Source organism: Pseudomonas sp. 10S5 (genome assembly GCF_035019745.1).
Classification (GTDB): domain Bacteria; phylum Pseudomonadota; class Gammaproteobacteria; order Pseudomonadales; family Pseudomonadaceae; genus Aquipseudomonas.
Genome location: NZ_JASJVL010000010.1, coordinates 126,824 through 141,028 on the forward strand (window position 1 = coordinate 126,824; position 14,205 = coordinate 141,028).

General features: G+C 52.7%; 12 protein-coding genes. 8 read left to right on the top strand and 4 right to left on the bottom strand.

Annotated elements, in window-relative coordinates:
* Positions 1-10: 10 nt before the first annotated feature.
* Positions 11-469: a PAS domain S-box protein gene (locus tag QN378_RS13150; RefSeq protein WP_323549458.1), complete on the bottom strand. Its 459-nt coding sequence runs from the start codon at positions 467-469 to the stop codon at positions 11-13.
* A 97-nt stretch (positions 470-566) separates the two neighbouring features.
* On the opposite strand from QN378_RS13150, the gene QN378_RS13155 reads away from it, so the two are divergent.
* The 4 genes from QN378_RS13155 to QN378_RS13170 all read left to right on the top strand — a co-directional run bounded on the left by QN378_RS13155 (position 567) and on the right by QN378_RS13170 (position 3,849).
* Complete coding sequence (locus QN378_RS13155; RefSeq protein WP_322201209.1) at positions 567-1,022, top strand: flavodoxin; 456 nt, start codon at positions 567-569, stop codon at positions 1,020-1,022.
* Positions 1,023-1,256: 234 nt separating this feature from the next.
* Complete coding sequence (locus QN378_RS13160) at positions 1,257-2,039, top strand: class II aldolase/adducin family protein (protein ID WP_323567468.1); 783 nt, start codon at positions 1,257-1,259, stop codon at positions 2,037-2,039.
* A gap of 185 nt (positions 2,040-2,224) precedes the next feature.
* The gene (locus QN378_RS13165; RefSeq protein ID WP_323551101.1) at positions 2,225-3,136 is read left to right on the top strand and encodes an SDR family oxidoreductase; all 912 of its coding nucleotides are present in this window, start codon (positions 2,225-2,227) and stop codon (positions 3,134-3,136) included.
* A 188-nt stretch (positions 3,137-3,324) separates the two neighbouring features.
* Positions 3,325-3,849 carry a hypothetical protein gene (locus QN378_RS13170; protein WP_323551100.1) on the top strand — a complete coding sequence of 175 codons (525 nt, stop codon included), beginning with the start codon at positions 3,325-3,327 and terminating at the stop codon, positions 3,847-3,849.
* 141 nt (positions 3,850-3,990) lie between these two features.
* On the opposite strand, the gene QN378_RS13175 is transcribed toward QN378_RS13170, so the two are convergent.
* On the bottom strand, positions 3,991-4,389 hold the full coding sequence (locus QN378_RS13175; protein WP_323551099.1) for a hypothetical protein: 399 nt from the start codon (positions 4,387-4,389) through the stop codon (positions 3,991-3,993).
* 764 nt (positions 4,390-5,153) lie between these two features.
* On the opposite strand from QN378_RS13175, the gene QN378_RS13180 reads away from it, so the two are divergent.
* The 3 genes from QN378_RS13180 (at position 5,154) to QN378_RS13190 (ending at position 11,056) form a co-directional block, all read left to right on the top strand.
* Positions 5,154-6,953: a DUF1302 domain-containing protein gene (locus tag QN378_RS13180; RefSeq protein WP_322201218.1), complete on the top strand. Its 1,800-nt coding sequence runs from the start codon at positions 5,154-5,156 to the stop codon at positions 6,951-6,953.
* 22 nt (positions 6,954-6,975) lie between these two features.
* Complete coding sequence (locus QN378_RS13185) at positions 6,976-8,343, top strand: DUF1329 domain-containing protein (protein ID WP_322206816.1); 1,368 nt, start codon at positions 6,976-6,978, stop codon at positions 8,341-8,343.
* 157 nt (positions 8,344-8,500) lie between these two features.
* A complete protein-coding gene (locus QN378_RS13190; protein WP_322201220.1) occupies positions 8,501-11,056 on the top strand; it encodes a LuxR C-terminal-related transcriptional regulator in 2,556 nt (851 codons plus the stop codon).
* Between the two features lie 571 nt (positions 11,057-11,627).
* Here the strand turns inward: QN378_RS13190 and QN378_RS13195 are convergent.
* Entirely contained in the window at positions 11,628-12,431 is an 804-nt protein-coding gene (locus QN378_RS13195) for a SirB1 family protein (protein ID WP_322201221.1), read from the bottom strand.
* A gap of 225 nt (positions 12,432-12,656) precedes the next feature.
* On the opposite strand from QN378_RS13195, the gene QN378_RS13200 reads away from it, so the two are divergent.
* Positions 12,657-13,682, top strand: coding sequence for a Leu/Phe/Val dehydrogenase (locus QN378_RS13200; RefSeq protein WP_323551064.1), 1,026 nt, complete (start codon positions 12,657-12,659; stop codon positions 13,680-13,682).
* 134 nt (positions 13,683-13,816) lie between these two features.
* Here the strand turns inward: QN378_RS13200 and QN378_RS13205 are convergent, their stop codons facing one another.
* The gene (locus QN378_RS13205) at positions 13,817-14,080 is read right to left on the bottom strand and encodes a YebG family protein (protein WP_322167804.1); all 264 of its coding nucleotides are present in this window, start codon (positions 14,078-14,080) and stop codon (positions 13,817-13,819) included.
* Between the last annotated feature and the right edge of the window lie 125 nt (positions 14,081-14,205).

Below are 14,205 nucleotides of genomic sequence, written 5' to 3' on the forward strand. Positions count from 1 at the left end.
TCGGCGTTAGTTAGGACCGCTTGTCGTTTTTTAGCGACATAATTTCTGCTCGTGCTGAGGCCAGATCGGCTTCTAACTCGACAACCCTTTGTTGTGCCTCGACCTGCTCAGTCACGTCTTTCTGGATACCTATGAAGTAGGTCAGTTGATCGGCAGCATTAAATACGGGCGTAATCGATAACTCGTTCCAAAAATAGCTGCCGTCTTTGCGGTAATTACGCAGCACTGTTCGGCAGGGCGAACCCTCGACGATGGCCTTTCGAATCAATTCCAGGCTAGGCTGATCTCTGTCGCCGGCCTGCAAAAAACGGCAGTCGCGATACAGAATGTCTTCTCCCTGATAACCGGTCAGGTCTTCAAAGGCTTTATTGACATAAATAAGAATATTGTCATCGCCTTCTTGCTCAGCGACCACGATCCCGTCGTTCGACGCATTGATTACCAGTTGCAGCAGCTTTGCATTAATCATTGAAAACTTCCGACATGGTTGCTAGGTCCGCATTCTAAAACATCGTGCCTGATTGAGGCATAATGCCGTCCTTTTTACTGTGCTACAGGGTCAGTTTATGAAAGTCGTTATCCTTTCTGGGTCGGTCTATGGCTCAGCTGAAGAGGTTGCTCGGCATGCGCAGAGCATCCTTCGCGATGCCGGTCACCAAGTCTGGCACAACCCTCGCGCTACGTTTGCCGAATTGCAAGCTTATGCGCCTGAAAGCTTTTTGGTGGTGACCTCGACCACCGGCCTTGGCGAGTTACCGGACAACTTTCTTGCACTGTATTCGCACATTCGCGACGTTTTGCCCGCGGCTTGGCGTGGTTTGCCAGGCGGCGTGATTGCCTTGGGCGACGCCAGCTACGGCGATACGTTCTGCGGCGGCGGCGAGCAGGTACGCGAGCTATTTGCCGAGCTGGGGATTCGAGAAATACAACCCATGCTGCGCCTCGACGCGAGTGAAACAGTGAACCCTGAAGCGGATGCTGAGCCATGGCTGGCGACTTTCATTGTTCAGCTCGGCGCTTGATTGGGTTGTTCACGCAACAAGGACAACCATGTGTGCGCGGCTTTTGATTTGTGCGCGCCCTGGCTGGTTTCCTCAACGTGTTCGCTGCTCGGTTATTGTCCGCTTTGCTTTAAGATGACTCGCTCGGCCAGTAAGCTGGCTGCGAATGCAACTACGGGGATCCTTGGCTCTGAACTAGACTGTTCGGCATACCATCCATAACGCCAACATAATAAAAGTGCCGAGGTGAACGCCGTGAATGTCGCTCAAGTTTTGCCCGCCCGAAATGTTCAGGATCAAGTCAGCGCCACTGAGTGGCAAGCCAGGGTTGATCTGGCCGCGTGCTATCGGCTGGTTGCGATGCACGGTTGGGATGATCTTATCTTCACCCACATTTCCGCCAAGGTTCCGGGCACCGAAGACTTCCTGATCAACCCTTACGGTCTGATGTTTCACGAGATCACGGCATCGAGTCTGGTTAAAATCGATCAGGCCGGTAACAAGTTGATGGACAGTCCTTACGAGATCAACCCTGCCGGTTACACCATCCACAGTGCTATCCACGAGGTCCGGCACGACGTGGCGTGTGTGATTCATACGCACACTGCCTCCGGGGTTGCGGTGTCTGCGCAGAAGCAGGGAATTCTGCCTATCAGCCAGCAATCAATCTTCATCCTCTCCAGCTTGGCTTATCACCCTTACGAAGGTGTTGCACTCAATCACGAGGAAAAAACACGCTTGCAAGCTGACCTTGGTGAGAACAACTTCTTGATGCTCAATAACCACGGGTTATTGACCTGTGCCGGTAGCATCGCTGACGCCTTCTTGATGATGTTTACGTTCCAGCGTGCCTGTGACATTCAGGTGTTGGCGCAGAACAGCGGTGCCGAGCTGATTCCCATTCATGGACAGATTCTGGCCGGTGCAAGAGCGATGATGGCTGGAGTCACTAAAAGCGCACAAGGCATGGGTGGTGTATTGGCGTGGCCAGCGCTGCTACGCAAGGTCGACAAGCTTGACCCGAGTTACAAGGAATAGCGTTGAACAGAGCTTAAATCCTACCGTGCGGGGTTATTTGTCTGGCAATAAACGCTTTAGGGCAGATAGACGCGCGCACATCTGCTGGCCTTATTAGTCACTATTCAGCACGAACCGTGTTGATTGTGACTCGGCGTCGGGTGATTGACACTGATGCCATTGCCTACCTTCCGCTGGAGTTGTTCATGAGTGAGCCTGTGCGTTTTGAAGATAAAGTTGTCATCGTCACGGGCGCGGGCGGCGGTTTAGGGCGTGCCCATGCCCTGCTATTTGCTAAACATGGCGCTCGCGTAGTGGTCAACGACCTTGGCGGCTCGGCGCATGGCGAAGGCGCGAATGCGTCGGCGGCGGACCGGGTGGTAGCTGAGATTCGCGAAGCGGGCGGCACGGCCATCGCCAACCACGATTCCGTGACTGACGGCGACAAAATCGTCCAAAACGCCCTGGACGCGTTCGGCCGTATCGATGTAGTCGTCAATAACGCAGGCATCCTGCGCGACAAAACCTTTGCGAAGATGGACGACGCTGATTGGGACTTGGTGTATCGCGTCCACGTTGAGGGCGCCTATAAAGTAACCCACGCTGCCTGGCCGCACATGCGCGAGCAAAACTATGGGCGTGTAATCTTTACCGCCTCAACCTCCGGCATCTACGGTAACTTCGGCCAGTCCAACTACGGCATGGCCAAACTGGGCCTGTATGGCTTGACCCGAACCTTGGCGTTAGAAGGGCGCAAGAATAACATTCTGGTTAACGCCATCGCTCCAACGGGCGGTACTCGCATGACCGAAGGGCTTATCCCGGCCGCCGTATTCGACATGCTCAAGCCAGAGCTGATCAGCCCATTAGTTGTATTCCTCGGCAGCGAACAGTGTGTAGAAACCTCCGGCCTGTTTGAAGTAGGTGGCGGCTGGATCGGCAAAACCCGCTGGGAGCGCAGCGTAGGTGCTGGATTTGACCCGCGCGCGGGTTTCAGCCCGGAAGACGTCGCGGCCAGCTGGGAAAAAATCGGCGACTTCGATGGCGCATCACATCCCAAAGACACGACCGACGCATTAAAAGAGATGATGGCGAATTTGCAAAAGTATTCCGTTTGATTTGTTAGTGCGTGTTGTGTTGTTAGCTAAGCCGATCAATTGATCGGCTTAGCTGTTTTTGTAGGAATGTTATTTGCAAGCGTGTAGGGCTGTTCTGAATCTATTGTGTAGAGGTGGTTTTCGTTAAAGTTTATCCAAAAGACCTCCGATAAGACGGGAACAATGACGTCGAGTGTGGAGATTTTTTTATGATGGATAATTATGATGTTGTAAAATTACGGTTGGAAAGCTATACAGCGTCTCCCGATAGAGCTTTCAGGGTTGAAACAGATTATCCCGTCGCAGAAAAAGATATTCAGCAAAAAGTCGGACAGTATTGGGCGGATAAATCCATTTCTAATGAGGAAAGGTTGGCCGGCTTTGAGTATGACTTGTCCAATTTTGATCCGGAAAATACCAGTAATGTTGAAATGCGTGCTATTGCGTGGGAACTTTGTGACCTTGGGGTAATTGATACAGCTACCGCTAGCTGGCTGGGGGGGCTTGATGTTGAGTTTAATAGTCAGGGTAATGAAATAAATAAAGGCAAGAAAAAAAACGTATTCACGTCTTTTAATAGTAGCTTGGAATATTACAAAACGGAAATATCTGCTGGGAACACGAGTCTGAAAAATGTGCAGAGAAGCCTTAGCGCTGCTCTTCTAGTTGTACTTGCGATACAAGAGCGCGCGCAGATGACTAAGAATAAAGCGCTGATCGATACGCATGCTTAATATCAAAATAGACGTTTTCTGAACCAGTAACTTTGGAAATGCATCTGACTTCACCTACATTGATCGGTAGGCCTCCCAAAGCGGTTAACTTGGGCCGCTGCATAACGGTAGCGGCCCAAGTATTATGTTCTCAGTTGTGTGTTAAAGAGGAACGGAGAATGTGCCGCCTTTATAGGGGGCAGATGTTTGTTTACCTTGGTTGTTTAGCACAATTCTAAACGTTCCGGAACCATACTGTTTCGCGGGATTAAATGCACCGCTCTCGACATTCGTCCAAACACCTCCAATCAGCTTTTGCACATCCACAAATGTCAGCCCAAGCCGAAATTTGTGATAAGTCGTGGCGCATTTCGCGGTATACGGCCCGTAAACAACCTTGAGTTCCCCCGGCGCCGCAACCCCTGGATAAACCGTTCCGTTGTTGATGAAACACATTTTGTTCAGCGGCGTTAGCCAGCTTTGCATTGGCGCAGCCACCACCTGACCACTCATTTGCACCAATCCAAACGCCAGCACCCATGCACCTAGTTTCTTATTCATGATGTAGCTCCTGTTATGTATTAAAGTGTCAAGTCATACGCTTTGTCCCATTTGGGCTCAACGCTTGTAGAACACCGACTTGACACTAACAGTTTAAGCACACTTGTTTGTAGTCCTGCTCCCGAGAATAACGTAAGAAAATTCCGAGTATGGCCGTTCGGAAAGTTATCTGTAGGAGTCCTCTTGTAGTGTTGAGAGAGATTTTTTTAATTCAAGTGAGTAATCAGGATCGTGTTGGCGAGCGGATGATAAATTGCAGGTAAAAAAAAGCCGCTGTATTAACAGCGGCAAATAAGACGCAGATCCAGGAGCTCTAAAATCAACGTCGGTCAACCAGAGGTGCAACTAGCGCGTAGGCGATCGATCATCGATAGTCTGCGCGATGCAATATTCATTTGGAAAGTTAAGGCATAATTGCGGTATTCAATAATGCTGATCAGTCGTTGTGAAAGCCCAGCAAGAATAAGGAAAAAACGTCCGATGAAACAGAGCGGTTTGCGACAATGACTATTGCACCACAGGCAACAACCGCCATTTTTTCAGGATTGCGCTCTTGCGATTCCAGTCTCGCCTCTACGATGCACATTAGTTCAATCCATCCCCGTCATCATCGATCATCCACCGCGTCGATGATGCTTCGCGAAGCCGGGCCAGATGGGGGATTCACTCTTTCGAGGTACAACACAAATACCTCCTTTGTGCGCTTATCGCTCCTGATGGCGCTGGGTAGGGTATCTTCCTCTGCAATCAACCGGGGAAGACGCATGACAACAACAATAATGCGCGCCATCTTCAAGCCAAAGGCGCTGGCGATTGCCGTCGCACTGGGCTGTACAGCACAGGCGCAGGCCGTTTCATTCAACATTGGCGAAGTCGAAGGGCAATTCGATTCGTCGCTTTCATTAGGCGCAAGTTTTGCGCTACGTAATGCCAACCAGGGTCTGGTTGGGACGGTGAATGGCGGCAAAGGTCAGGCGTCTACCGGCGATGACAATCGCCTGAATTTCCAGAAGGGCGATGCGTTCTCTGAGATCTTTAAAGGTGTGCACGACCTGCAGCTGAAATGGGGTGACAGCGGCGTGTTCATCCGCGGCAAGTATTGGTACGACTTCGCGCTCGAAGACAATAACCAGGATTTCAAACAAGTCAGCAACAATGGGCGTAAAGAGGCGGCCAAGTCCTCCGGCTACCAACTGTTAGATGCGTTCGTTTACCACAACTACACCATTGCCGATTTGCCGGGCACCGTGCGGGCGGGTAATCAAGTAGTTAGTTGGGGTGAAAGTACCTTCATCGGTAACTCGATCAATTCGATCAACCCCATCGACGTTTCTGCATTCCGCCGTCCTGGTGCCGAGCTTAAAGAGGGCCTGATTCCGGTCCCGATGCTGTTCGCTTCCCAGGGGATAACCGACAAGCTTAGTGCAGAAGGCTTTTATCAAGTGCGCTGGGAGGAGACGGTCGTAGATAACTGCGGCACCTTCTTCGGGAATGATGTTGTAGCAGAAGGCTGTAACAACAACTACACGGTCGGCAGCCCCGCCATTGCGCCATTGCAGCCAATCGCCGCTGCTTTCGGCCATGGCTTCCAGGTAACGCCAGAAGGCGTTGTTGTACCTCGGGGCAGCAAGCGCGATCCGAGTAACAATGGACAATTCGGTGGTGCTTTGCGTTGGTTAGGAGACGATACCGAATACGGTCTGTACTTTGAAAACCTGCACAGCCGCGTTCCAGTCCTCAGTACCCAGACCGCTAGCCTGCAGACGTTTCAATCGATCCCCGGCATTGCCGCTGCCGCGGGCCGGGCTACAGGCAGCGCCGCTGCTGCCGCTGGTTTAGCGCAGAGTACTGCGCTTGGTAATGGTCAGTACTACCTTGAGTACCCGGAAAACGTGCGTTTGTTCGGCGCCAGTTTTGCCACCACCTTGCCGGAAGGCACGGCTTGGAACGGCGAGATCAGTTATCGGCCTAATGCTCCGGTCCAACTCAATACCACTGACTTGACCCTGGCGCTGGTAAACCCACTCGTTCGTGGCGCTGCATCGCCTATCGCGACCTCGCCAGGTGCAGACAACCAAGGCTACAGACGTAAAGAAATCACACAGGTTCAATCGACCCTGACGCACTTTTTCGATCAAGTATTGGGCGCTGAACGTTTAACTGTAGTCGGTGAAGCCGCTGTGGTGCACGTTGGTGGACTGGAGTCCCACGACACTCTTCGCTATGGCCGTGATTCGGTGTACGGCGCTTACGGTTTCAACGGCGACACCAAAGGCTTTGTGACTGCGACGGCGTGGGGTTATCGTGCGCGGGCAATACTTGATTACGCCAACGTGTTTGCGGGCGTCAATCTTAAGCCCAGCGTGTCTTGGTCACACGACGTAAATGGTTACGGTCCGAACGGTCTGTTTAACAAAGGCGCGAAAGCGGTCAGCCTTGGGGTTGATGCCGATTACCGCAACACCTATACCGCCAGCCTCAGCTACACCGATTTCTTCGGTGGTAACTACAACACCTTGATCGACCGTGACTTCGCCTCGTTGAGCGTCGGCGTGAACTTCTGATCAGTTTGAAAAGGGCATGACTATGCGCAAGATCATTCTTCAATGTGGCGTCCTGGCACTCAGCCTGATGGCCACCAGTGTAATGGCCGCAGTTTCGGCGGAAGAAGCCGCCAAGCTGGGCAAAAGCTTAACCCCAGTTGGTGCAGAAATGGCCGGCAACGCTGCCGGCACCATTCCAGCCTATACCGGTGGCCTGCCGGTCAACGCTGGCACAGTGGACGCCAATGGTTTTCTGTCCGATCCCTTTGCTAATGAAAAGCCGCTGTTCATTATCACTGCCGCCAACGTAGCCCAATACAAAGACAAATTGTCTGACGGTCAGCAGGCGATGTTCCAGCGCTATCCCGATTCGTATCGGATTCCGGTTTATACGACGCACCGCACGTTTGCCTTACCGCAAAAGATCTACGATTTGGCTAAGAAAAGCGCCACCACGGTGACGACGATTAACGATGGTAATGGTTTGGCAAACTTTGCTGAAAGCCGCTATTACGCGTTTCCGATTCCGAAAACCGCCAACGAAGTGTTGTGGAACCACATCACCCGTTATCACGGCGGTAACGTACACCTCACCATCACTCAGGCAACGCCGCAAACCAATGGCGCATTCGATTCAGTCACCTTTGAGGAGGATATCGGGGCGCCTGAGGATATTCCGGATCTCGACAAACAGGCCAGTGCCAACATCCTGACTTACTTCAAACAAGAAGTAACCAAGCCTGCGCGCTTGGCAGGTAACGTATTGCTAGTGCACGAAACCCTTGATCAAGTTAAAGAGCCCCGTCAGGCCTGGATCTACAACGCCGGTCAGCGCCGTGTTCGCCGTGCACCGCAGGTGGCTTATGACGGGCCGGGCACCGCTGCTGACGGCCTGCGTACCTCTGACAACTTCGACATGTTCTCCGGTGCACCTGATCGTTACGATTGGCAGCTGATTGGCAAGAAAGAAATGTACATTCCTTACAACAGCTACAAACTCGATCAGCCGACCCTCAAATACAGTGATGTGATCAAAGCTGGGCATATCAACCAAGATCTGACTCGATATGAGTTGCACCGAGTATGGGAAATCGTTGGCACCTTGAAATCCGGCCAGCGCCATATTTATGCCAAGCGTCACATGTACATTGACGAGGACAGCTGGCAGGTAGCGTTGGTCGATCATTACGACGGTCGCGGGGCATTGTGGCGTGTCGCAGAAGGTCACGCGGAGTATCACTACGCACGTCAAGCGGCCGCTTACACGCTTGAGGCTCTTTATGACCTGAACGCCGGTCGATATATCGCCCTTGGGATGAAAAACGAAGAGAAGCACGGCTACCAGTTTGATCAGAAGTTCCATGCGTCCGACTTCACACCTAACGCGTTACGCAACGCAGGTATCCGCTAAGCCTGTAACCAAGCATTTTTAGCAAAAAATAAACCACTTACAGCGATGTAGGTGGTTTTTTTATGGTAAATAATCACTGCGCCGAATATTCCTACATCCAGAACTACCGAACCGCTTAGTGTGGGCGTGAGAAGTCAGAATAATAATAGGGGCTCCCATGACTGCCTTTACCGTTCATCTGGGTCATGCGGACTATTGGCCGCGCCTGTCGCCTCAGCACTTGGTACGTCCACGCTTGACCGTGCCGTTACTCATGTCTAGTGCGCGAGTGAAACTATTGTGCGCGCCCGCTGGCAGTGGCAAAAGCGCAGTACTGGGTGAGTGCATCCGCCAAGCCCCTTCCGACTGCAGCGTCAGTTGGTTGCCGTTAGCAGGAAACGAGCAAAGTCCTGCGGGCTTTTGTGCACTGCTAGCCAGTGCACTTGGTATCGAAGATCGCGACGAAAACAGTTTTGTGCATCATTTGGCGCATTGGCAAAAGCCATGCTGGATTGTGCTGGATGATTATTGCCGATTGCCATCACCTGATATGGATCACTGCCTTGATCGGTTGTTGGCGGTCAGCAGTCCGGCTATTACTTGGTGGATAACCGGGCGGCGACGACCCCTATGCAACTGGCCAAGGTTGCTACTCAGCGGTGAGTTGTACGAGATTGATGGCCCCACATTAGCCTTCAATCTCGCTGAAATCGAGCAGCTTTTAGTCAACGAAAGCATCGTTTGGCCAATCGACGCAGGTACTTCAATTCTTTCCGAAAGCGCTGGCTGGTGCGTGGGCGTAAAGGTAGCTCTGCTCAATCCAGAGGAATGGATTACGGCTGAAGGCTTCACGCGGCAGCAGCGCCGGCAGCGCTGTTCTCGGACACTGTTTGAATACCTCAATCATGAGTTATTTTCAGGAATTAACTCCGAACTAACTGAAGCCTGGCGGGTACTGGCGCACTTACCGCGGTTCAATCCGGGGTTGTGTGAACATGTGTTCGGTGCAGGTGAGGGCGGAAAGTGGCTTAAAGCGTTGCAGGACATCGGTGGCTTTATTGAACCTTGGGAACACAATAGCGAGTGGTTGCAGGTGTTCCCACCGCTGGCCCACTGCATGCGTGACGAGGACTGGCCGGAGCGCCGCTCATGGCATCGGCGTGCTTGTCAGTGGTTCAGTGCTCAGGGCGATTGGCAGTCAGCGGTAGAGCACGCGGTTCAGGCAGAGCAGTATGAAGTCGCGATCAGCCTGCTGCAGCATTATGACTTTTCTTACTTGCTGCTGGGCCAAAATATTTCGCTTCTACTGAGCTTGTACGAGCGCTTTCCCGATTTAATGCGCGGCACTCCCCACCTCATAAGACTGACCGGTTCAGCCCTGATCTACACCGGTCGTTTCGATCAGGCAGCGATATGCCTAGAGCATTTAGGGCGTTTTCTGCCACAACCGTCAGCCATGCAACAACGTGACTTTATTGCTGCATGGCAGGCGCAGCAAGGTTGGTTGCACCACCTGTGCGGTGATGCCCCGCGTGCAGTTGGCCATTTTGAAGAGGCATGCGCTTATCTCGCACCCGATGCGTGGTCATGCCGTGTTCTCTGCCTATCGGGCATGACCCAACAAGCCCTGCTTAACGGCCAGTTCGACGAGGCGCTGGTACACAATCGTGCGGCGCTATGCTTGGCGCGCGCCGAGGGATCGTTGCTGTTTGAAGCCTTGCTGGAACTGGATCATGCCCAGTTGCTGGAACAGCGGGGGGTGTTACAACGCAGCGAAGATACGCTGGAAAAAATGCACGATCTATTGCTGGCTCACCACGCGGTCGCAGGTCCGCTATTGGGTAGGATAGCGTTACGTCGGGGGCGTCTGGCTTTGCGCCAGGGGCTTGATCAGCAAGCGCGTGCATTGTTGCGAAGTGGGCTGAACCAATGCCTGCGCAGTAAAGATAAGCTTGCGCTGTTCGGTTTTTTAGGGCTAGCCATCCTTGACGCTAATCAGAGTAACTATGCACAGGCGTTCGTCTGGTTACGAGACGCCGAGCGGGTGATGCAACAAAACCATATTCCGGAATATTTTTGGCGCGGTGTTTTGTTACAGGTCAGCAGCCATTTTTGGCTACAACAACGTCGGCCCGAACTCGTTCGAGTGGCATTGACCCGTGTGTTACATCATTTAAGTTGCGCGCCAGCCAAGCATGCACCGCCTGCAACGCTGGAGTTAGTCCCGCATATCGAATACTTGTTGGTATTAGCAGAAGTTTACTTACATCAGGCTGAGCAGCCCATGCAACGGCTGCAAGTGCTGCAGCGCTTTGCCAATCAACAGGGCATGCATAGCCTTGAAACCGAGCTGTATCTAGCGATGGCTGAAGTGGCCTTCCTGCTGGGAGATATGCGCACAGCCAATGGGTATTTGACTGACGGTTTAACCCTGGTTGACCGTTTAAACCTTCAGCAACCGTTGCGCGAGTTAAGACTGCGGCAACCTGCGATGTTGCGGGAACTGGGGGTAGAAGAGCGTTTGATTGCAGCCTCTGAAAATCCACTTAGTCATCGCGAGCTGGAAGTACTCATGCTAATCGCTCAAGGCAGTTCAAATCTGCAAATTGCCGACCAGCTGTTTATCTCTTTGCATACGGTAAAAACTCACGCTAGGCGTATTCACGCCAAACTAGGGGTAGAGCGTCGAACCCAGGCAGTGGCCAGAGCCAAGGCGCTAGGATTGATGGCGTGAATCGAGCGCAGCGGACATGCACATGCAAACGTTATTCCTTGATTGCTACTTTTTTCTCGCATTAGCTGTCGGTAGCAAGTGGTGATTACTTTGAGCTTTAATATGTATCACCGGCCCGCTGTACCCTCCATTAATTATTACGCTCGGTCTTTGGGACTGATTACTGTCAAATAGTCAGTCGGGAGCTCCAAGACTCTAGGCACATCCACTACGCTCGCCGCCGGGAGCTGTTTGCCAGTTGCAAACAGGTAGAAATGTATCGTGATGCGTTAGTTGACATGTTTACGGCCGCTTAACCCTGGCCTCTGGTTGACGCGTGTGATGGTCAGTTTGGGTGCGTCCGCTACGCTCGAAGGGGTTAGTAATAACACTATTAATTCACTGCACCTAAATGATTGCCTGATTGACGGGGTTTTTACTTTTAGGGACTTCGACAGCACGGACCCTGCTGGTAAGTTTGAGTTACACAGTTGTCAAATGCACGAGCAACCTATTGCTGCAGGTTTGGACCAGCAGTAAATTGACGCCCCATGGGAAATACAACGTCCTGTCAGCCACCTGACGTTAGATCTTAATGAACCGCGCGGCTTGGCGGTAAATGACTCAATCGTTCGGTCAATCTCAGCCGTTGAATAGGGTCCTCACTCAACAGCAGTGCATGTTCCAGGTCGAAACGCTCGGCCTGCGGACATTCAAGAGATTGATACAAACTGGCCCGTGCCAAGTGATCACCGGTGGTCGCTTGGCCCAACTGCAACACCCGGTCCGCATCCTTGAGCGAAGCCAAAAAATCATCATTAATTTGATGCAAATGCCGAAGGTTACGCGACAAGCGTTGCACCATTGCTATGTCTGTCGCGCGCGTCATGTGGTCCGATTTAAGTTGCATGTCTGGACCAAATTGGCGTACCAGCAATTCACGGCAATCTTTTGGGTAAAGCCGCCGCCCCCCGCAGGGATCCAAGAGGTGGTCTGCTCCTGGCACCCGCAACAGAAAGTGCCCTGGAAAATTAACCCCTTCCAATGGGATTTCTAGTCGCTTGGCCACTTCCAAGGCAATGATCGCCAAGCCTAACGGCTGCCCGCGTCGACGCTGCAAAATGTTGTGCACTAACGCCGATTGAGGTCTAGGTTGACTTTTGTCGTCCTGTTGAAACCCCAATGTATTCAGGCAGCGCAGCAGTGGCTGAGCCAGCTCAATGGCCGGCAGCATTGGCAAAGCAGCGCTGATTTGACGTTCTAGATCTTCGACAATTTGGAATCCTTGCACTGGGGAGAACTGCGGATCGTGTTCAGCGGACACCCACAAAACGGCTTCCATAACAGAAGACGGCGGACATTGCAGGCTGGCAAGGCAGGCTTGACGTGGGGTCATCAACCTCTCCGTTGATCAGATACCGTGGCTTTGATACGCACTAATTGTCGGGACTCTAGAGCTTCTGTTTTAGCCCCAGTCACCGATTTCGTCCAGTGCCTTATTAGTCAGCGCGTTGCGGTTGGTCGCCTAGGTTGCGAGTGTTTTTCATAGGTTCCTGAGTGGTTCGGCGTTTTTTGTTCCAGCGCCTATACTCGCCTTAGAAAAAACTCGGGAGCACCGCCAATGTTCGCTCTCATGCAAAGCTCACATGTGGAGACGCTGCACTTTATCGTCGATCCTGAGACTGGCCTCAAAGCATTGATCGCAATCCACAATAGCCAGAACGGTCCCGCCTTGGGCGGTTGCCGCTACCTTGATTACTCCGACGAACAGAGCGCCATTCAGGATGCCATTCGCCTCGCGCACATCATGAGCTACAAAGCGGTACTTGCCGGGCTACCTTATGGAGGAGGCAAGGCGGTGATCATGCGCCCGGCGCACGTTCCCAATCGCGCGGCGTTGTTCGAGTCCTTCGGGCGGTTTATCGAAACCCTGGAAGGACGCTACATCACGGCGGTCGACAGCGGCACCTCCAGCGCTGACATGGACTGCATCGCACGACAAACCCAACATGTCACCAGCACCACGGAAGCGGGCGACCCCTCGTTGCACGCCGCCATGGGCGTATTCGCTGGTATTCGTGCCACTGCCGTGGCGAGGCTAGGCAGCGACAATCTTGAAGGATTACGCGTTGCTGTCCAAGGGCTTGGGCATGTCGGTTATGCCTTGGCCGAGCAGCTGCATGCAGCGGGCGCCGACCTGTTGGTCAGTGATTTGGACAACGGCAAGGTGCGATTGGCCATGGAGCAGTTTGGTGCTCACCCGATTGCCTGCGACTCTTTGCTTAGCACCCCATGCGATATTTTTTCACCTTGCGGGTTGGGTGCCATCCTGACGAGCAAAAGCGTTTCGCAACTGCGCTGTGCCGCCGTGGCCGGCGCGGCGAATAATCAACTGACTGATTTGCAGGTCGGCGATCAGCTGGAAGGACGAGGCATTCTGTATGCGCCTGACTACGTGATCAACTCCGGAGGCCTGATCTACGTGGCGCTGCAACATCAGGGGGAAACGCTGAATACTATTACTGCGCACTTGTCACAAATCGGTACTCGATTGACCGAAGTATTTGCTCACGCCCAGGCCGAAAAACGCTCCCCGGCGCATGTCGCTAACGACCTGGCGGAACGCCTGTTAAATAAAGGGTACTGACGTTCAGTGGCTGAATTTGCCGACGCCTTCGCACAGATCCGTGTAGGAGCCAACGTGTTGGCGAAGCGGCAGAAGCGCCGTTCCTAACTAACCGCCTCGCCAACACGTTGGCCCTACAGAGTGTGTAGTGGCGCTTATTCTTCCAGCGGTGCACTCAGCAATTCGGACAAGGCGTCCGGCTGACTCTTGAACGCTTTAGCGAAGACATCACGATTTTTCGCCATGTAAATCCCGGCTTCTTCCACCTGAGCTTCCGTTAACGACGGCACCGCTCGTTGCAACACTTCGGCAAGCAATTCTGCCAGTTCGAGCATTTTGTCATGACGATCAGCTTCGGCTTTATCCATGAACAAACGCTCCAAATCTCGGCTGCTGCGGTATACCACTTCGACGGCCATTCAGCACCTCACATGCCTTCACGATAATCAGTCTTTAACGACTACTGTATTTTTATACAGGTAAAAGCATAAGCCACCCGATCCGTTTTGGATAGTGGCATTTTTGCTTAGATTCCTCATTTCGC